The 19,092-nt window shown below is 65.2% G+C and carries 14 protein-coding genes; 11 read left to right on the top strand and 3 right to left on the bottom strand.

The annotated features are described in order from the left end of the window. The first annotated feature begins 758 nt into the window (after positions 1–758). The 6 genes from NGM15_RS03755 to NGM15_RS03730 all read left to right on the top strand — a co-directional run bounded on the left by NGM15_RS03755 (position 759) and on the right by NGM15_RS03730 (position 6,045). Complete coding sequence (locus tag NGM15_RS03755; RefSeq protein ID WP_253435445.1) at positions 759–986, top strand: hypothetical protein; 228 nt, start codon at positions 759–761, stop codon at positions 984–986. Further along, positions 983–2,056 carry a Gfo/Idh/MocA family protein gene (locus NGM15_RS03750; RefSeq protein ID WP_253435442.1) on the top strand — a complete coding sequence of 358 codons (1,074 nt, stop codon included), beginning with the start codon at positions 983–985 and terminating at the stop codon, positions 2,054–2,056. The genes NGM15_RS03755 and NGM15_RS03750 overlap by 4 nt, the downstream gene beginning before the upstream one ends. Before the next feature lie 61 nt (positions 2,057–2,117). Further along, positions 2,118–3,164: a Gfo/Idh/MocA family protein gene (locus tag NGM15_RS03745; protein WP_253435439.1), complete on the top strand. Its 1,047-nt coding sequence runs from the start codon at positions 2,118–2,120 to the stop codon at positions 3,162–3,164. 181 nt (positions 3,165–3,345) lie between these two features. Continuing rightward, a complete protein-coding gene (locus NGM15_RS03740) occupies positions 3,346–4,350 on the top strand; it encodes a Gfo/Idh/MocA family protein (RefSeq protein ID WP_253435437.1) in 1,005 nt (334 codons plus the stop codon). A gap of 168 nt (positions 4,351–4,518) precedes the next feature. Next, a complete protein-coding gene (locus tag NGM15_RS03735; RefSeq protein ID WP_253435434.1) occupies positions 4,519–5,298 on the top strand; it encodes a sugar phosphate isomerase/epimerase family protein in 780 nt (259 codons plus the stop codon). A 39-nt stretch (positions 5,299–5,337) separates the two neighbouring features. After that, positions 5,338–6,045: a type 1 glutamine amidotransferase gene (locus tag NGM15_RS03730; protein WP_253435431.1), complete on the top strand. Its 708-nt coding sequence runs from the start codon at positions 5,338–5,340 to the stop codon at positions 6,043–6,045. A gap of 306 nt (positions 6,046–6,351) precedes the next feature. On the opposite strand, the gene NGM15_RS03725 is transcribed toward NGM15_RS03730, so the two are convergent. Beyond that, positions 6,352–10,125, bottom strand: a complete 3,774-nt coding sequence (locus NGM15_RS03725; protein ID WP_253435428.1) for a carbohydrate-binding protein — start codon at positions 10,123–10,125, stop codon at positions 6,352–6,354. 199 nt (positions 10,126–10,324) lie between these two features. Here NGM15_RS03725 and NGM15_RS03720 point away from each other — a divergent pair, with 199 nt between their 5' ends. The 4 genes from NGM15_RS03720 (at position 10,325) to NGM15_RS03705 (ending at position 15,553) form a co-directional block, all read left to right on the top strand. After that, positions 10,325–11,923: an N-acyl-D-amino-acid deacylase family protein gene (locus NGM15_RS03720; RefSeq protein ID WP_253435426.1), complete on the top strand. Its 1,599-nt coding sequence runs from the start codon at positions 10,325–10,327 to the stop codon at positions 11,921–11,923. Positions 11,924–11,996: 73 nt separating this feature from the next. Then, positions 11,997–12,731 (top strand): fumarylacetoacetate hydrolase family protein, encoded by a 735-nt coding sequence (locus NGM15_RS03715; RefSeq protein WP_253435423.1) that lies wholly within the window; start codon positions 11,997–11,999, stop codon positions 12,729–12,731. After that, the gene (locus NGM15_RS03710) at positions 12,728–13,954 is read left to right on the top strand and encodes an aminotransferase class V-fold PLP-dependent enzyme (protein ID WP_253435420.1); all 1,227 of its coding nucleotides are present in this window, start codon (positions 12,728–12,730) and stop codon (positions 13,952–13,954) included. The genes NGM15_RS03715 and NGM15_RS03710 overlap by 4 nt, the downstream gene beginning before the upstream one ends. 111 nt (positions 13,955–14,065) lie before the next feature. Beyond that, positions 14,066–15,553, top strand: a complete 1,488-nt coding sequence (locus NGM15_RS03705; RefSeq protein WP_253435417.1) for a sulfatase — start codon at positions 14,066–14,068, stop codon at positions 15,551–15,553. 52 nt (positions 15,554–15,605) lie between these two features. On the opposite strand, the gene NGM15_RS03700 is transcribed toward NGM15_RS03705, so the two are convergent. Both NGM15_RS03700 and NGM15_RS03695 read right to left on the bottom strand, forming a co-directional pair. Further along, positions 15,606–16,427 carry a PIG-L deacetylase family protein gene (locus NGM15_RS03700; protein ID WP_253435415.1) on the bottom strand — a complete coding sequence of 274 codons (822 nt, stop codon included), beginning with the start codon at positions 16,425–16,427 and terminating at the stop codon, positions 15,606–15,608. 122 nt (positions 16,428–16,549) lie between these two features. After that, on the bottom strand, positions 16,550–17,713 hold the full coding sequence (locus NGM15_RS03695) for a hypothetical protein (protein ID WP_253435412.1): 1,164 nt from the start codon (positions 17,711–17,713) through the stop codon (positions 16,550–16,552). A gap of 131 nt (positions 17,714–17,844) precedes the next feature. On the opposite strand from NGM15_RS03695, the gene NGM15_RS03690 reads away from it, so the two are divergent. Continuing rightward, the gene (locus NGM15_RS03690) at positions 17,845–19,071 is read left to right on the top strand and encodes a DegT/DnrJ/EryC1/StrS family aminotransferase (protein ID WP_253435409.1); all 1,227 of its coding nucleotides are present in this window, start codon (positions 17,845–17,847) and stop codon (positions 19,069–19,071) included. The last annotated feature ends 21 nt before the right edge of the window (positions 19,072–19,092 follow it).

Raw genomic sequence — 19,092 nt, 5'->3', positions numbered from 1 at the left:
CGGTCGTCCGTCACTGGCCATCGACGTCGGTCACCGGCCACCGACATCGGTTCTCGTCGAGTCGTTTTCGACCGCTAAACACACCTTTCCTCGTCCCGTCCGAGACGACGGCCGCATCCTGCGCTCCTGGACCGGCCACACGGCAACGTCCGGTCGCCTGGGACCGCGCGTCTCTGAGCGAGCGATACCACGTCGTGGCACCTGAAACGGTCCGAGTCGGCTCGAATTTGCCTCGAGGTGGCCGTCGACGGGGACAGCGTCGACAAGCAGCGTCGACGGGTGCATCGGATTCGCAGCAGAACTGGCGAAGTTGACGACGCTGACGAACGAGTACCGTATCGGGACGGACCTTTCGAAGATTGTCCGACCTGCTGTTTTACATCGCAAAACGAAGGGGTGAGATGCTGTCACAAAGTGTTACAAGCGTATGAGAGTCACGTTATGGCTCTCTGTGGCAGTCATTCCCGATATAATGACGGAAGAAGGCAGTAAGGATGTTCGCTCTCGAGTGTGAATGGCCGTTTAGGTGTAGTGAACGCCATCTGGATTTCCACACGTTCGCTGTCCGGACGTGACGGTGTCTCCGGCCGCCCTCGCTCGAGTATAGTACTAGCGCGATCAACCCCGCCCGCCGCTTGTGGTGAATGGATGTTCGATTTTGGGACATCGAAAGCACCCGAGTATTGGTACGTGCCACCCCTCTCACCACAACGTACATTACAACTTGCCACCATGAACCGATTGGTAACGATGCAGCTATGCGAATCGGATCCCCCGCAGGTGAGCCTGACGTGATCGCTGTCGGTCACCGAACCCGACACGTCACCGGACCGTTCGAATCGAGCACCGTCGGCAGGCAGACAGCGGTGCCGACGACCGCCGACCGCCACCGGTGGCGAACGACCCGGTGCAACAGGAAGGAGGGCCGTCACCGCGTCGCTCGCGCGTTCGAACGAACTGACGACGACCTGGAGGCAACGAAATGACGGAGCGAGCCGTCGGCTACGTCGGCCTCGACCACCATCACGCAGAGCCCTACCTGCAGACCCTCGACGCGCTTCAGGCGACGGTGACGTGCGCGTGCGAACCGAATCCGGCTTTCGATCCGTCCGCCGTCGATTCTCTCGGCGAGGTCCCGGTCTACGACTCCATCGAGGCAATGTTGGCCGCCGAGTCGGTCGATACGGTTTTCCTCACGCTTCCAAATCGCGACACGCCCGACGCCATCGAACGAGCGCTCGACGCCGGGGTCGACGTCTACACGGAGAAGCCGGCGGCCCGCCAGGTCACTGAACTCGAGCCCGTGCTGGAGCGGGTCGCGACCGCCGACGAAACCGTCTGCGTGTCGTACCCGTGGCAATCACACCCGATCGCTCGAGACCTCCGTGGGCTGGTCCAGGACGGATTCTTCGGCGACCTCCGCGCGTTCGAGGCGCGCTACGTCGCGTCGCAGTTGTCGGTCCGGGATACCGACCACTTCATTTTCGACCAGGACGCCAGTCGCGGTGGCATCCTCCAGTGGCTCGGCATTCACTGGCTCCAGCTGATCGACTGGCTTCTGGAGGAACCGATCGTACGCGTCAACGCGAACATGGCTTCGGGAACCGAGGGGGTCGCTGTCGAGGACGTCGCGACGCTCCAACTCGAGACATCCGAGGGAGCGGTCGGTACGCTCCACTGCGGCTACCACCTCGGTGAAGGCCTCTACGACACCAGAATCGACCTGTACGGAAGCGACGGTCGGAGTAGCTGGGACCCGATGGGACGGGAGTTCGGGTTCGAGGGCGAGACGACGCTCGAACTCGACGACGCGAGCGGCGAGTGGGCCAGCACGCCCCATCGGACGATCACCCACGAGTACGACCCGGCACCGGGCTACGGCGGGTCGTGGGGCAAAGCCTTCGTCGAGGCGTTCTTCGAGGCCTGTGATGGAAAGCGCGACCCGCCGGTCACGCTCCAGGACGCCGCCGCAGTTCTTCGCATTCTCGACGCCGCCTACGAGTCCGCGGAGACGGGGGAGTGGGTCGACGTCGACACTGACGTTTCCGCAGCGTAGCCGTCCTGGAGGCCACCGGCACGCTTATAGGACGGTCGCCGGAACTACGATCCGTTACACCATGAGCGACTACACGGTTGGAATCGTCGGAACCGGGCCACATCCCGAGGACTCGGATCACGACGGCTACTCCATGGGCCACCGCCACGCGCGGAGTTTTCGACGGGCCAACGGCTGTCAGGTGGCCGCCTGTGCGGACATCGTCGCCGATCACGCGGCCGCGTTCGGAGACGAGTTCGGCCTCGACGATGAACGTGTCTTTACGGACGTCCAGGAGATGCTCGACGGGGCGACTCCCGACGTCGTCAGTATCTGCACCCCGCCGTCGACGCACGGGGAGCTGGTCGAAACGTGTGCCCGCCACGAGTCGGTGCAGGCGGTCCACTGCGAGAAGCCGATGGCCGAGACGGTCGGGGAGAGTCGGCGTCTCGTCGAAGTCTGTGAACACGCCGGCGTTCAGCTGACGATCAACCTCCAGAACCGGTGCAGCGACGCCGCTGGCGAGATCAAGCGGGTCATTGAGGACGGGGCGATCGGCGACCTCGAGCGCGTCGAGATCGGTCGCCAGGACCTGCTCCAGACGGGGCTCCACCACGTCGACCTCGCGAACTACGTCCTCGGTGACGAACCAGTGGCGTGGGTGCTCGGGCAGATCGACTACCCGGACGAGCACGTCTGGTACACGAACATGCCGTCCGAACGCCAGGGACTCGGTATGTGGGCGTACGAATCCGGCGTTCACGCGCTCTGCTCGACGGGCGCGGGCGCCGAGGCCGTCGGCCCCCACACCAATCGCTTCATCGGGACCGATGGTGAGGTCGAGTTTCAACTCGGCGACGGGTATCGCATCCGAACCGACGGCAAGTGGAGGACCGTCGAGGTCGGCGGCGACGCCGCCCAGGACGCGGCCATCGTGACGCTCATCGAAGCGCTCGAGACCGACGAGGAGCCGATTATCAGCGGCCGACGAGCGCTCGGATCGACGGAGGTCGTCTTCGGCATCTGGGAGTCGGCGCGCAAACGGGGGCGCGTCAGTCTCCCGCTGGATATCGAGGACAATCCGCTGGCTGCGCTCATCGAGTCGGGAGAGTTACCGCCGGAGGAGTGAGCGACTCGAGCGAGTTACCGCCGGAGGAGTGAGCGACTCGAGCGAGTTACCGTCGAGCGAGTGACGACCTGGGGGAGATCCCACCCGTGTCGGCAACTACACCACGTCTCGAGAATCGTCCCCACGGATCGATACCCGAGAGCACGTACATTTTAGTGCTCGTAGAAAGAGTCCGTTGTCAATGAACGACGAACGAGCTCCCCGCATTGGGATCGTCGGCCTCGGGACGATCGGTCGAATCCACGCCACCCGGCTCGACGACCTCGGTGCCGACCTGGCGGGCGCCGACCTCGACGCCGACGCTCGGTCGGCCTTCGCCGACGAGTTCGACGCACCGACGTACGGGGATCACGAGGTCCTGCTCGAGTCCGACGTAGACGCGGTAATCGTCGGCGTCCCGAACTGCGCCCACGAGGAGGTCGCAGTCGACGCGCTCGAGGCTGGCGCAGACGTCCTCCTCGAGAAACCGCTGGCTCATTCCCTCGAGAGCGCCGAGCAGATTGCGACAGCAGCCCGGAGCGCGGAGGGATTCTGTACGGTCGGGTTCACCATGCGGTACGCGAACGCGACGAAGCGAGCAGTCGAACTGCGAGAGGCGGGACGGCTCGGCTCGCTCTCGCACGTGAGCGTCGAGTACCTCAGGCGAGGCGGCGTCCCCGGTGGCGGTCGCGGCTGGTTCACGAACGAATCGCTCGCCGGTGGCGGCGTACTGATGGATCTGGGCGTCCACGTCATCGACCTCGCCCTGTACCTGCTCGACTATCCGGCCGTGGTCGAGGTGAGCGGACGGGCGCGCTCGGAGTTCGGCGAGTACGCGGTCGACGACTCCGCGACTGCCTTGCTCCGGTGTGCCGATGGACGGACGATTTCCGTCGAGACGTCCTGGCACGGTACGGCGACCCCCTCGAGGGAGTGCGTGGTTCGCGGGACGGAGGGCGGGCTCGCGTTCGAGGTGTCGGGATCTGAACTGACCGTCGTCAGCGCCGACGCCGACGAACCCGTCGACACTATCGAGGTCGGCACCGCGGACATGCACCTCGCGGAGGATCGGGCTTTTCTCGATGCGGTCGCCGGGGACGCCGACCCCACCGCGGGAACGGTCGAGGAAGCGCTCCTCGTCCAGCGCGTGATCGACGCCATCTACGAGTCGAGCGAGCGAGGACGAGCGATGCCCCTCGAGCGATGACGACCACAAGGACTACTAATCCCCTACCTCTTTGGTGACGGGCTCACAGTAGCGATACATGGAGAAACGATCACTGGAACCGATCGGACCGGTCACGTCGCCGCCACCTTTCGGTCCCTGGCGACTCGACACCAAATCGAACGTGGTCCTCGGGAGCGGAGGACAAGCATGACGATCCGCGTCGGACTATGTACGATTTCGGACAAAGAGCGTCCCCTCGAGGAGGTCCTCGATCTGGCCAGCGACGCCGGGTACGATGGCGTCGAAATCTGGGGCCGCGATCACGTCGCTGACGGCTCCGAGGAGACCTGCGAGCGGATCAACGAGGTGGCGAGCGCTCGCGGCCTCGAGATTGCCTCGTACGGCTCGTACCTGCGCTGTGGCAGCGACGACTTCGACGACGACCTGGAACACGAACTCGCGGTGACTGATAGCCTCGACACAGACATTATCCGGGTCTGGGCCGGCAGCCAGGAGTACGGCGATCACGACGAGGACCACTGGGATCGGGTCGTCGCCGACCTCGAGCGACTGACCGAGCGCGCCGCCGACTACGACGTCGAGATCACCGTCGAGAAGCACAACAACACGGTCACGCACACCCGCGAAGGAGCCAGACGGCTGATCGAGGCGATCGACGACGAGCGCTGTCGCTTGAACTACCAGCCGGGCTTTTCGATTCCAGCACCCGAACTCGAGCGCGAGGCCCGGGAACTCGCGCCGCTCTCGAATCAGCTCCACCTCCAGACGACGCGTGAGCGAACCGAACGCGCTCGCGCCCCGCTCGCAGAGGCGTACTACGACCTCGAGGCGATCCTGGAGCCGTTCCTCGAGGACAAATTCGACGGCTTCGCGAACGTGGAGTTCGTGACCGACGAGCGTCCCTACCGGGAAGCGATCGAGGCCGACCTGGAGACCGTCCGATCCTTCGTCTCGACGGGACGGTAACGTATTTCACTCTCCGGTGATTCGTACCGGCCACCAACTATGCACGCACTCCGAGTAGCGCTGTTGAACGCCTCGTACAACGACGAGGCGACGGCGCGGAACTTCGATCGAGACGTACGAGCCGAGGTCCACTCGTTCGCGGTGGACGAAGGCGACCTCCCCGAGACCTACGACTACGACGCCGTGATCGTCAGCGGGTCTGGCGCGTCGGTCTACGGCGACGAACCGTGGATTCCGCCACTGCTCGAGTGGGTGGACGAGGCGATAGATCGCGACCTTCCCGTGCTCGGCGTCTGTTTCGGCCACCAGTTGCTCGCACACGTCCTCGGCGGCCGGGTCGAACCGATGGGCGAGTACGAGATCGGCTACCGGGAGATCGAACGCGTCGGCGACTCGCAGTTGCTGTCGAGTCTCCCCGACCGGTTCCTGGCGTTCACGACCCACTCCGACGAGGTGACGAAACTCCCGCCTGGAGCCGAACTCACGGCCGAGAACGACTACTCGATACACGGCTTCCGCGCCGGCCACGTCTTCGGCGTCCAGTTCCACCCCGAGTACGACCGCGCGACCGCCGAACGGATTACCCGCGAGAAGGACCTGCCCGAGGAACGAATCGCCGCAGTCCTCGACGGAATTACCGAAGAGAACGTCGTCACGGCGGCCGACGCCAAAGTGCTGTTCGACAATTTCCTCGGGTACGTCGAGGCGCTGTCGGCCGAGCGGCCGACGAACGAATCGCGAGCCTGATCGTTTTTCGAGTACTCTACCGGTCCAACCCAACCGCTCGAGTACTCCGCCGGTCCAACCTAACCGCTCGAGTACTCCGCCGGTCCAACCTAACCGCTCGAGCGCCGTAATGTTTCGACCAAATCTCACTCGCTCGCTCGTCGGAACACGCGACGACGTGCGAGTCAGGTGCGCCGACTGGGGGTCGGGAGGCGCTCGACGAAGGGCGGGATCACGAACGCGAGGGAAGAAAATCGGGACTACGAACGTGAGAAGAGAAAACCGAGACCGTGAACGCGAGGACAGAAAAACGGGTACTGCGACCGCCTACTCCCGCGACCACACCGACGTCAGCGGAATCCGAACGTCGTCGCCTTCCTCGATAATGTAGTTGTACCCGCCGTCCTCGAGCTGGTCTGGGTCGACGAAATCACGGGTGAAGGTCTTCTCGCCGACGTCGACCGTCATCAGGTTTCCGCGCCCGTCCTCCAGGGCCTCAATCGGGTAGGAACCGTTCCCTCGGCCACGCTGGTCACGACCGAGGATCGGGTTCTCCGGGTCGGGTTCGCCCCGCCAGGGGTCGCGCTGGTCGTTGTCGACGTAGACGAACCCGGTGTGGCGCTCGAGGAGGCCCGTATCGGCGGCAATTCGGATCGTGAGCTCGTTCTCGAGACTCATCTCCCGGGTGAAGTCCTCGACGGAGCCCCGGACGAACCCCTCGGCCTCCTGGATCAACGGCGAGTCGTCGAGAGGCTCGAGCCGCGTCCCGTCCTGGACGTAGGCGTACTCGGGTTCGCCGTCTTCGACCGAGTAAAGGCCGAAGAAGCCCTTGAACTCGAACGTGTCGTCGACAGTCAGCGTGTCGGTTTTCTCGAACGAACAGACGGCGTAGTCGGTGCGCCCGTTTACGAGGTCGATCTTGACGGCGTGGCCCGGCCCGCCCGAGACCGGAACTTCCTCGATCGACTCGACGACCCGGTCGCCGTCGTAGTGTTCGATTACGGAGGTGTACGTCGTCTCGAGGTTCGATCCACGCCGGTTGAGGAAGGCGTATCTGAGGCTGTCCTCTGGCGCGGCGCCGCCGGAGCTGTTCGGTGGATAGCCGTTGGCCAGTTCGACGTCGTCGAAGTCACCGAACGACGTGAGTCGGAGGTGGACACCGTCGGCGTCGTCGTCGCGCTGGTTGAAGTGGTCCTCGACGTCCCAGTCCAGGACGACCCGGCTCGCGGGGTCGTCGTCGCGCTCGACCTGGTCGAAGTAGTTGAGCCCGGACCCCCGCGAGTCCGGCGACCGCGCCCCGTCGTACGCCGAGTCGGCGTACGGCACGCCCTCGCCGGCTAACGTCCCGCCGTCCTGGGCCTCGAGGTCGAGACCCTCGGTGGCGAGGTCGGCTTTCGTCGTGTGGAAGCCGTAGCGGTGGTCGTCGCCGCCGGTGACGCGGAAGAAGTCCACGGCGTAGGAGTGTTCCTCGTCGACGGTGATCGACGCGGTCGTTCGTCGGTACTCGTCGGCTTCCTCGTAGACGTGGGGCGCCTCGACGTCGATCAGGTTCACCCGCTCGTCCTCACCCTCGAAGTGTCGAGGGGTGCCGACCCAGTGGTGATCCTGGCCGCGCTCGTTGACCACGACCGTGTTGTGGCTGATCGTGTTGTCCGTGAAGAACTGCCGGGGCGGGTGGGAGCCAGTATTCTCGGGGTAGCCGAGGTCGCGCGAGAGTTCCATCTCGTGGGCCGCGACGCCGATCTGTAGCGTGTCGCGGTGGGCGTGGGGGGTTCCACCGCCGCCGATTCCGTTGCGGCCGTAATACATCCAGAACGCGCGCTTCGCATTCCCCAGTTCGGCCGCGTCTCGGCGCTCTCGATCCGCCTCATCGAGCAACGTCAGGTAGTACAACGCCATCTTGTACCCGCCCGAGTCGTCGTTCTGGCCGACACACTCGAAGCGCATCGTATTGGTTCCCGCGGGTAATTCGAGCAAGTACGAGATAGTGTCTCGACCGCCGCCGTCGGCCATGAAGTCGATGGTGTCGACGTACTCGCCGTTGACGGACAGGTCGTAGATACCGTAGGTACTCACGAACAGCGTCTCGAGCTCGAGTTCGTACTCGTCGGCGTCTGCGACGTCGAACTCGAAGGTCCACCACTCGCCCGCCTGGCTGGCTTCGAACTGAATCGCCTCATCGAAGCTGTCGTTGATCGGCGCGGAGGCCTCGGCGAACAGGTCGGATGTGTCGTAGGTCACCCCGAAGGATTCGGTCGTGTAGTTCTCACCATCCCGGAGCGCCGCGAAGCCAAAGCCAGCGAGGTTCTGGCTCGGCAGGTCGAGTGGCCCCTCGGCGTCGACGATCGACTGGATCTCCTCGGCGAGTCCCTCGGGATCGGCATCGTAGATGGAACCCCTGATTCCGGCCGTCGAGTAGCCGTTCGAGTAGTGCCACAGCTGCGCAAAGCGGGAATCGTCCGTCACCTCGTAGCCGTCTGAGATGCCACTCTGGCTCATCTCGTTACCTGCCGGGTGGTGGGTGTCCCCGAGCGCTGGTGAAAACTCGTCCAGGAGGAGGAGGTCAGAGTTGATCTTGAGCGCGCTCTGGAACTTCGGATGCTGGTAGAGGTCCGCGCCGTCGAACCCGTCGTACCCCTGTAAGTTCTGGGCGACCTGCAGGATCGAGGACATCTGGATCCGGTTGTAGCCGAGTGAGCCCTCGTGCCAGTAGCCGTCGCGGTCACACTGGTCGACGATCGGGGCGAGCACGTTTCCACCCGTCGTGTACCAGTTCTCGGGTTCTTCGTTCCAGACGTCGCCGTCGAAGTACTCGTTCCCGGGCTGGAAGATCCACTCGATGGCCTCACGCGTATAGCCGTTCTCGCGCGTATCGTCGAGCACCCGGGCCGAAATCGCGAGTGCCGACAATTGACCGCGTGCAGGCGCGATCTGGGAGGCCTTCGCGGCCGGAAAGATCTCCTTGACGTAGTTCTCCTCGATGTTTTCCCGGATGCGCGCGACCGCATCCTTGTCGTCCAGTCCGGGGTACTCGTCGGTCTTCCCGTCCAGGAAGCTCACGACTTCGTCCGCGACCGCTGGATCGTCGAGCGCGGGGAAGAACGCGTCGTAGGCGACCAACAGGTTCCGGGCGAGGTTCCCCTCCCAGTGTGAACCGATGATGCGCCCGGTCTGACGGCCGCCGTGGCTGTTCCAGAAGCCGTGTGCGTTCTGCTGGTAGTCCGCGATCGTCATCTCGGGGTAGACGTCCGCGATCCGATCCATGAGTACCAGTCCCGCGACCGCGTACTCCGATTCCTCAGTGAGCAGATAGGCGTCGACCAGCGCGTCAAGAATCCGACGAATTCCGCCGGGGCGCCAGACGAACCAGTGGTTGTAGTAGGCGACGAAGTTCCACCGATTGCCCTCGCCCATCCCGAGGTCGTCGTTCTCGTCGATCCATCCCCAGCCGTCGTCGACGCCCCAGCCCTCGCCCATCTCGGGGTGTTCCTCGTTGACCAGCAACGAGTCGTCGGCGAGATCGGGGTCGAACATTCCCCGGTCGTTCAGGCCGCTCTCGCGGTAGGCGCCGAAGTCGTTCGTCGGCACCGTCAACGTCCCGTCGCCGTGGGGGTCGTCGACGTTCGTCTCTATCTTCCAGAGGCGGTCGGTGCCGGGGTCGCTGTCGCCGCCGAGAATGTGTCGCTCGTTCGAGAGTCCGCCACCGCGAGGGACCTGCTGGGACGTAACGAGGTTCCAGAAACTATCGAGGTCGGGGCCGTACTTCTCGAGGTAGCTGTCGGCCGACTCGACGGCGTTGTCGCGCTGGCCCGCCGCCCAGTCGTAGCGGTCGATGTTTCGCTGTGCGTTCGCCCGCATCACCTCGGTCCACATCGTTGGTCGCGTTTTGAGGTGGTATCGCTCGTCGTCTTCCGCCGCGGCGGCGCCGCCCGTCGTGGACATCCCGGCGAGCAGTCCCGCGCCGGTCGCGGCCAGCACGGATCGCCGCGAAAGGTTTGGATTCGTCGAGAAGTCACGAACCACACTCAGGTCGCCGACCCGCCAGTGCTGGTCGTCTTCCGTACGACTATCGCCGCGCTCGCGTTGCTTGCGCTGTGGCATCAAATAACACTCCCACTCACAGGATAAATAGATTTTCGTGTCGAGCATACATTTCTCCGTGATTACGAAAACGTAGACGCGAATTCGGTGAACTTATCGGCTCGACGACGAAATCAACGGACTCGCCGATCGCAGTTCAGTACGCCAGGGAGCCACCTCGAGCGGTGGATTTAGGACACGGGCCGCGAATTGGGTGAGCATGACCCTCGATTTACTCGTCGAGAACGCCCGGATCGTCGACGGCACTGGTGCGCCCTGGATCCGCGGCGCGGTCGGCGTCGTCGACGGTCGCATCGACCGAATCGCGACGGCCCCCGACCACGGCCTCGACGCCGACACGCGTCTCGACGCCGACGGGAGCGTCGTCTGCCCGGGTTTCATCGACGCCCACTCCCACTCCGACCTCGAGCTATTCGCCGACCCCTCTCTTGCCCCGAAGACCCGGCAGGGAATCACCACCGAGATCCTCGGCCAGGACGGGTTCTCGATGGCCCCGCTCTACCGCGAGGAGGGGATCGGTCCGTGGCAGGAGTACCTCAGCGGCCTCGCGGGGAGACTCGAGCGCGAGTGGTCGTGGAACTCCCTCGGCGAGTACCTCGACGCGGTCGACGACGCGAACATTGCGCCGAACGTCGCGACGCTGGTCGGCCACGGTACCGCCCGCTACGACGTACTCGGCATGGACGACGTCCAGCCGACTGACGACGAACTCGAGGAGATGGCGTCGCTCGTCCGCGAGGGACTCGAGGACGGGGCTATCGGCTTCTCGACGGGGCTCGTGTACACGCCCCAGGTGTACTCGGAGACCGAGGAGGTGTCCCGACTCGCGGCCGAACTCGCCCCCTACGGGCGGCCGTTCGTCGCCCACATCCGCAGCGAGGGCCGCTGGATCTGGGAGGCGCTCGACGAGTTCGTCGACATCGGCGCCGAACACGGCATTCCGCTCCATATTTCGCACTTCAAAGTTACCGGCAGCGAACAGCAGGGAAAGGCCGATCGCCTGCTCGCACAGGTCGAAATCGCCCGCGAGCGCGGTATCGACGTCACCGCAGACCAGTACCCCTACACCGCGGGGAGCAGCATGCTGACGTCGCTGTTGCCGCCGTGGGTGCAATCGGGCGACGCCGACGCCCTTCGCGAGACGCTCTCGGATCCCGACCAGCGCGAGGAGATTCGGCGTGACATCGAGGAGTGGCGCATCGACGGCTGGGAGAACGTCGGCGGCAAGACCGGCTGGGACCGCATCGAGGTGACGAACCTCACCTCCGAGGCGTTCGGCGAGGAGGGTGGACGCGACATCGCGACCATCGCGACCGAGCGCGACAGCACGCCGATCGACGTCCTCTGTGACGTCCTGCTCGCGGAGGACTTCGAGGCGTCGATGATCGCCCATGGGCTGATCGAGGAGGACGTCCGAACGATCATGCAGAGCGAGCGCGTCATGGTTGGCACTGACGGCCTGTTCGGGGCCCGTCCCCACCCCCGGGTCTACGGCTCCTTTCCCCGAATCTTGGCGAAATACGTCCGCCAGGAGAACCTCCTGTCGCTCGAGGAAGCCGTCCGATCGATGACGTCGCTCCCCGCTCGAGCGATGGGACTCGATTCGAAGGGCGTGCTCCGTCCGGGCCTCGACGCGGACCTGGTCGTCTTCGATCCGGCGGTGGTCGACGACCGCGCGACGTTCGACGATCCGGAGCAGTACCCGCTCGGGATCGAGCACGTCGTGGTCGACGGGACGCCGATCGTTCGCGAGGGCGAGGACACCGGCGCCCGCCCCGGCGGCGCGATTCGGGCCTGAGTACTGGTTCGACCGGCCGATTACTGGCGGGATCGAAAGAACGTTGGTGGTCCGCGGGAATGCTCGAGTAACAATGCGAACGGTACGATTCAGCGACCAGACTGGCTACGCGCGACGCGGCGAGTGGACCGACGACGGCATCGTCGCCGACGGCAAGACCTACGACCCCGGCGAGGTGGACGTCCTCCCGCCGTCGGAACCGACGAAGATTATCTGCCAGGCTGGCGGGTACATGGACCATCGCCGGGAGTCCGGCTTCGACGACCGACCGGAACGCCCGGAACTCTTCCTGAAGACGCCCAACTGCGTCGTTGCCCACGGCGACGCCATCGAACTCCCTCCTGGACGCGAGAGCGTCGAGTTCGAGGCCGAGTTCGGTGTCGTCATCGCCGAGCAGTGTCGCGACGTCTCAGTCGAGGAGGCGATGGACGTCGTCGAGGGCTTCACCTGCCTCAACGACGTCTCGAACCGGGACGACCAGGCCGAGGAGCGCAACTGGGTTCGCGGGAAGGCCTTCGACGCCTCGCTCCCGATGGGGCCCGTGGTGGCCACACCGGACGAAGTGCCCGACGACGCCACCCTCGAGTTGCGCCTGAACGGCGAGACGAAACAGGAGAGCACGCGTGAACACCTCATCTTCACGGTGCCGGAGTTAGTCTCAGACATCTCCGAACTCATCACCCTCGAGCCAGGCGACGTGATCGCGACCGGGACGCCCTTCGGACCAGACGAACTGAGCGAGGGCGACGTCGTCGAGGTCGAGTTCGAGGGCGTCGGCGTCCTCGAGAACCGGGTGATCGCCCGATGACGCTCGAAGGGAATACGATCTACGACGACCTCGGCGTCCCGCCGGTGGTCAACGCGACCGGAACCAAGACGCGAATCGGCGGCACGCTCATCCGGGAGGAAGCCCTCGAAGCGATGAACCGCGCAGCGGAGGCGTTCGTCCGCCTCTCTGACCTGCAGGCGGCCGCCTCCGAGCGTATCGCGGAGGCGACCGGGGCTGACGCCGGCTACGTCACCAACGGCGCGAGTTCCGCGCTCACGCTGGCGGCGGCCGCGTGCATCGCCGGCGACGACCTCGAGGTCATGGCGCAGTTGCCCGACACCGAGGGCGTACCGAGCGAGATCGTGATGCCCCGGACCCATCGAAACGGCTACGATCACGCCCTACGCGTCGCCGGCGCCGAGATCGTCGACGTGGGGGCGAACGACTACACCCTCGGAACTGGCTCTGAAAACACCGAGCCGTGGGAGATCGAGGCGGCGATCACCGACGAGACGGTCGCGGTGGCCTACATGGAGAAACCCTATACGCGACCGCCGCTAGAGACGGTCGTCGAGATCGCCCACGACCACGACGTGCCAGTCATCGTCGACGCAGCGGCCGAGTTACCGCCAACCGAGAACCTCTCGAAATTCGTCGAACAGGGCGCCGACCTCGTCGCTTTCAGCGGCGGGAAGGCGATCCGCGGGCCGCAGTCGTCGGGCATCCTCGCCGGCCGCGAGGACCTGATCACATCCGTCGCCCGCCAGCACCTCGACATGCACGCCTCGGAGCCCGTGTACGACCCGCCCGAGAGCCTCGTCGACGTCGACGACCTCCCTGGCGTCCCCCGACAGGGGATCGGCCGATCGATGAAGGTCGGCAAAGAGGAACTGGCCGGACTGATCGCCGCCCTGGACGCGTTCATCGACCAGGACGACCAGGCGGTACTCGACGAATGGCACGACCGCGCCGAACGGATCACCGGCCAACTCGAGGGGATCGACTGTCTCGACGCCGTTCTTGCCAACGCCGGGAAGACCGACGCCGTCACGAGCGTCGTCGTGACGGTCGACGAGGAGCGGTCGCCGGTCGACACCGTGTCGCTGGTCGGGGGGCTTCGGGCGGAGAACCCACGAATCTTCGTCGGCGCCGACGACGTCCACCAGTCCCAGTTCACGATCAACCCGCGGTGTCTCCCGGACGACCAGGCAGAGTACGTCATCGAGCGAATCGCCGCACACGTCGGTTCCGGGGGCGAGTAGGCGCCGTCTCGAGGACGGTACCGTTCGTCGGGATCTCGAGATGGCTATCGTGGGGACGACAATCCGAACACAGACGACAACACCTATTCTCCTGGACGAGAATTTCTCCCCATGCGGATACTGTACATCGACGTCGATTCGCTGCGACCCGACCACCTCGGGTGTTACGGCTACCACCGGAAGACGTCACCGAACATCGACGAACTCGCCGCCGACGGGCGCCGGTTCACGAACGTCTACGCGTCCGACGCACCGTGTCTCCCCTCGAGAACGGCGTTCTACACCGGCCGATTCGGCATTCACACCGGCGTGATCAATCACGGCGGGTTAAACGCCGATCCACGCCGGCACGGTCCCGCACGCGGCGAACGCTATCCGCGACGCTTCCGAACGCTCGCCTCGATTCTCGGCGAGCAGGGACTGGACACGGCGATGATCAGCCCGTTTCCCGCCCGCCACGACGCCTGGCAGGTCGTCGAGGGGTTCGACGAACTCTACGACACGGGCGGCAACGGTTCGGAGCGGGCCGACGAAGTCTACCCATACGCCCGCGACTGGCTCGCCGAGCACGCCGCCGAGGACGACTGGTACCTCCACGTCAACTTCTGGGACCCCCACACCGAGTACACGACGCCACTCGAGTACGGCCATCCGTTCGCGGACGACCCCGCCCCGGACTGGCCGCCCGAGAACGTGATCGAGCGCCACTACCAGGGCACCGGCGCCCAGAGCGCACAGGACCTGTGTAGCTGGGGCGACAAGCGAGACGCGCCCAGGATGCCCCCGGACGTCGCCTCACGCGAGGACTTCGAGACCATGGTCGACGGCTACGACGTGGGCGTCCACTACATGGATCACCACGTCGGGAAGCTGTTCGACTTCCTGCGCGACGCCGGCGTCTTCGAGGACACGCTCGTCGTCGTGAGCGCCGACCACGGGGAGAACCTGGGCGAACTCAACGTCTACGGCGACCACCAGACGGCCGACGAGCCGACCTGTAACGTGCCGCTGATCGTCCGCGGCCCCGATGTCGAGCCTGGCGTCGACGACGAGTTTCGGTACCAGCTCGACTTCCCACCGACGCTCGTCGACATCGTCGGCGGTGACGTACCCGAGGGCTGGGACGGGCGGTCGTTCGCCGGATCGGTCACCGGCGGCGGAATGGACGATGGAAGTGGCCGCGAACGCCTCGTTCTCAGCCAGGGAACCTGGGCCTGTCAGCGGGCCGTTCGCTGGGACGACTGGCTGTTGATCAAGACCTACCACGACGCGCTCAAGAGCGACCTCGATGATCTTATGCTGTTCGACCTGGCCCACGACCCGCACGAGACGACGAATCTCGCCGACGAGCATCCCGACGTCGTCCGCGACGGATTGAGTACGCTCCAGGAGTGGATCGACGACCGCCTGCTCGAGGCCGCTCGCGGCGAGCGGGGCGGCAACCCCGGCGCCGAAAACGCCGTCACCGATCCGATGTGGCAGGTCCTCCGCGGCAAGGGACCGTACTATACGTGGGACGCACTCGAGGACTACGCCGAGCACCTTCGACGGACGGGTCGGGGCGAGCACGCGGCGGCGCTGCTCGAGCGCCACGGCTGACCGCTCGCAGACGTCCACGGCGCATCAGCACGACTCCTTCGCGACGCCGAAATCAGGGAGACACGAGATCCGAGGCGAGAGCCGACGTGAGATTCCCACCGTACTCCGACACCTCGAATGCCTCGGCGTACTCGACCTGCCGGCCGCGTTCGGGCCCGCACTGTTCGATCAGATCGTCTCGGAACCGATCAGCCGTCGCGCGCATCTCAGCGAGTCCCGGAATCGGGTCCGTCTCGAGCCACTCGCGACGGTCGTCGGGGTCGTCGGGAACGGCCTCGAGTTCGCCCTTGTTGTACGGCAACCACTCGTACATCTGGGACTCGTGGCAGTCGAGCGCGTCGTACTTGCACTCGACGTGTTCGTCGTCAATCGGGACGATCACGTCCGGCGTAAACGGGTACGGCCGCTCGAACGTGTCGAGTAGGTACGCAAACACGGGGTTGTCATGGAGCGCTGGCGTCTCCGGACAGACGTTCGGAACGGTGACCATGTAGGCCGCATCCCGGACCAGTTGGGAGGTGTACCGGTGATCTGGGTGATAGTCGTTCGTCCGGTGGGTCAACACGAGGTCGGGGTCGTATTCGCGGATCAACTCGATGACCGTCTCGCGGTTCTCGAGGGTCGGCTCGAGCCGGCCATCCGGGTTCTCGAGGACATGGTACTCGATTCCGGCGGTGACGGCAGCCGCAGCGGCCTCTCGTCGACGTCGCTCGGCGAGTTCGTTCCCACCCTGTTCGTGGTGGCCGCTGCGGCCGTCGGTCATCGAGACGAACCGGACATCGTGGCCGGCGTCCGCCCACGAACAGGCCAGCCCGCCGGCGCGAATGTCGGGGTCGTCGGGGTGAGCGCCGATCACCAGCAGTCGTCTGGACATGGCTACAGTACGGCCGGTGGGTGACGAAAACGTTCCGGTCGCTCGAGGTCGAGGTCGAAGTCGAGGTCCTGGACGGAGCCGAGTGAGCGGTCGAGGTCCTGGACGGCGACGAACGCGTCCCCCTACGCGAGCGCGTTTCCGATCCACTCGAGGTGCGCCTCCGTCAGCAGGGAGTGGTGATAGATCGAGAGTCGGCCGTCGGTCGCTGACCTGATCCCCTCTACGAGATCGGTCACCTGTTCGGGCCCGTCGACGACGGCTGGATCGAGCGTGATGCCGGCGTCGATCGGACAGTCGACGACGCGCTCGAGCCCCACGATGTGCTCACGGGCCGTTTCAGCCTCGGCGACGTAACACAGCGCCGTCACCCTATCGATGTGGGCTTCGAGGCGCTCCGGTTCGACGCCCGCCGCGGGGAGCGTCGACGGCGCCTGGCCGTAGGCCTCCATCGCGTAGTAGTTGAGCGGCGTCGATCCGGACGCCGCGGCAAGTCGCTCGAGTAACGCTTCGATCACGGTCGCCCGAAACTCGAACAGGTCGTCCACGAGCGGTTCCCGCTCGCGAAGGTCCTCGATAGGTGCCAGCGAGGCGTTCGGGTCGGCGAGCGAGGGGCGAATGAGGTCCTGGACGCGCGCTCGTGCTCGTTCGAGGTCGACCCGGTGTGACGCGGCCGCCGATCGACAGCCGTCGCAGAAACACTGCGAGAGGAGTACCGCCTCGGCGTCGCTCGTCACCGTCTGGCGCTTGTCGTGGCCGTACTGCGATCCGTGGTCGTGAAACGCGCCTGGGAAGCCGATCGATTCGAGCTGAACCTCGTCGACGCCACGGTCACGGATCGATCCGACGACCGCGGCGAAGTAGTCCTGGACCGCGGGGTGAGATGGGCACAGTGAGTGGTCGTGGGCGTCGCCGAACGCGCTCTCGATCCGGTAGTCGGGGTTCCTCGACCCCAGTCGCGTGTTGTGCAGGCAGACTGTCCACGCGTTGGCGGCTATTCCGTGATCGTGTGCCCCGTCGACGATTTCTGCGAGCGGATCACTCCAGGAGCCGACACGATTGACCGGCGGCTCGATTGGCAGGTCGTCGAACCGTTCACCAGGCTCGAAGTAACAGCCGCCGCCGTAGGCGCGAAACAGGTCGTCGGGAAATCGGGGCTGCATCGACCGAACGGAGTGGTAGTGGCTGGCGACGTTCAGGGCGTCGATACCATGATCGCGAAGCCGTTCACAGGCCGTCTCGAGTCCCTCGCGCTCGAGCGTCCAGGGATAGGTCCACAGTGCTGGCATGTCGGAAACGTCGAAGGGGGCCGGCATAAAGATGGGCACCCCGGCGGTCGAAGGGACGGGGAGTCCTCGGGCCCGAGAGTCGCACGGGGTCGCGGTATCTTTATGCCGGAACAGAAATGAGAGGGCTACCTATGGGCGAACTTGCCATCGACGGCGGACCGAAAGCAGCCGAAGCACTCTCGATTCCGGAGTGGCCACAGCCAACGGATGCGTGTCGAGCGTATCTCCTCGAGGCGTTCGAGGGCGGCAACTGGTGTCGCGGACCGTGGATCGAACGCCTCGAGGACGAATTTGCCGCGTATCACGACGCTGAACATGCGATCGCCGTCAGTAACGGGACCGTCGCGATCGAACTGGCGCTACGAGCCGTCGGCGTCGAGCCCGGCGACGAGGTGATCGTTCCCTCCTACTCCTTCATCGCGAGTGCAAGCGTCGTCCCCGCCGTGGGGGCGATCCCGCGATTCGCCGATACCGACCCGGAAACGTTCAATATCGATCCCAATTCGGTACGCGAGCAGATCACCGACGACACGGTCGGGATCATCGGCGTCCACTTCGCGGGATATCCGATGGACATGGACGAATTGCTGCCGATCGTCGAGGAACACGACCTCTTCCTGATCGAGGACGCGGCCCACGCGCAGGGATCGGAGTGGCGCGGCCAGAAGGTCGGCACCTTCGGGGACTTCGGGACGTTCTCGTTTCAGGAGTCGAAGTCACTACCTAGCGGCGAAGGCGGCATCGTCGTCACCGACAACGACGTGCTCGCGGAACGAGCCCGAGTCATGCAGAACATCGGCCGTTCGCAAGGTGAGACGGGATATCGTCACTACAAACTCGCTTCGAACTCCCGGATGTCCGCGTTCCAGGCCGCCGTCGCGATCGGCCAACTCGAGAAGCTACCAGAGGAGAACGACCGCCGCGAAGCGAACGAGGAACTGCTCCTCGCCGAACTCGAGGAGATCGGCGGAATACACACGAAACCCCGAGACGACCGCATCACCGCTCGCGGCTACTGTCTCGAGAACGTTCGCTACGACGCCGAGGCGTTTGGTGGGCTCAGCCGCGACCGATTCATCGCGGCCGTGCGCGCCGAGGGCGTGCCGGTCTACGACGGCTACGAAGTCCCAATCTACAAGCAACCGGCGTTCTTCCGGGATCAGGTTCGGCGGCTTCTCCCGCCCGGAACGGACGTCCCGGACTACTGGAACTTACACCTTCCCGGTGCGGAGCGACTGTGCAGGGAGAACGTCGCCTTCAGCCATCCGGTGTTGCTCGCCGACGAGGAGGGCATCCGGACGATCCCTGCTGCGATTCGAAAGGTGAAAGCCCACGCCGACGAACTCCGTGAGCGGTAAGATGGCCGACAGCGACGAAAT

The sequence above is a fragment of the Natronosalvus halobius genome, from assembly GCF_024138145.1.
Classification (GTDB): Archaea; Halobacteriota; Halobacteria; order Halobacteriales; family Natrialbaceae; genus Natronosalvus; species Natronosalvus halobius.
Note: the sequence above shows the minus strand (reverse complement) of the source record. Positions and strands in the feature narration are given on the sequence as shown.

Bases quoted from the DNA above. Each gene is read 5' to 3' on its own strand.
- NGM15_RS03755 (WP_253435445.1), top strand. From the start codon at position 759: ATGCGAATCGGATCCCCCGCAGGTGAGCCTGACGTGATCGCTGTCGGT.
- NGM15_RS03750 (WP_253435442.1), top strand. From the start codon at position 983: ATGACGGAGCGAGCCGTCGGCTACGTCGGCCTCGACCACCATCACGCA.
- NGM15_RS03745 (WP_253435439.1), top strand. From the start codon at position 2,118: ATGAGCGACTACACGGTTGGAATCGTCGGAACCGGGCCACATCCCGAG.
- NGM15_RS03740 (WP_253435437.1), top strand. From the start codon at position 3,346: ATGAACGACGAACGAGCTCCCCGCATTGGGATCGTCGGCCTCGGGACG.
- NGM15_RS03735 (WP_253435434.1), top strand. From the start codon at position 4,519: ATGACGATCCGCGTCGGACTATGTACGATTTCGGACAAAGAGCGTCCC.
- NGM15_RS03730 (WP_253435431.1), top strand. From the start codon at position 5,338: ATGCACGCACTCCGAGTAGCGCTGTTGAACGCCTCGTACAACGACGAG.
- NGM15_RS03725 (WP_253435428.1), bottom strand. From the start codon at position 10,125: ATGCCACAGCGCAAGCAACGCGAGCGCGGCGATAGTCGTACGGAAGAC.
- NGM15_RS03720 (WP_253435426.1), top strand. From the start codon at position 10,325: ATGACCCTCGATTTACTCGTCGAGAACGCCCGGATCGTCGACGGCACT.
- NGM15_RS03715 (WP_253435423.1), top strand. From the start codon at position 11,997: ATGCGAACGGTACGATTCAGCGACCAGACTGGCTACGCGCGACGCGGC.
- NGM15_RS03710 (WP_253435420.1), top strand. From the start codon at position 12,728: ATGACGCTCGAAGGGAATACGATCTACGACGACCTCGGCGTCCCGCCG.
- NGM15_RS03705 (WP_253435417.1), top strand. From the start codon at position 14,066: ATGCGGATACTGTACATCGACGTCGATTCGCTGCGACCCGACCACCTC.
- NGM15_RS03700 (WP_253435415.1), bottom strand. From the start codon at position 16,427: ATGTCCAGACGACTGCTGGTGATCGGCGCTCACCCCGACGACCCCGAC.
- NGM15_RS03695 (WP_253435412.1), bottom strand. From the start codon at position 17,713: ATGCCAGCACTGTGGACCTATCCCTGGACGCTCGAGCGCGAGGGACTC.
- NGM15_RS03690 (WP_253435409.1), top strand. From the start codon at position 17,845: ATGGGCGAACTTGCCATCGACGGCGGACCGAAAGCAGCCGAAGCACTC.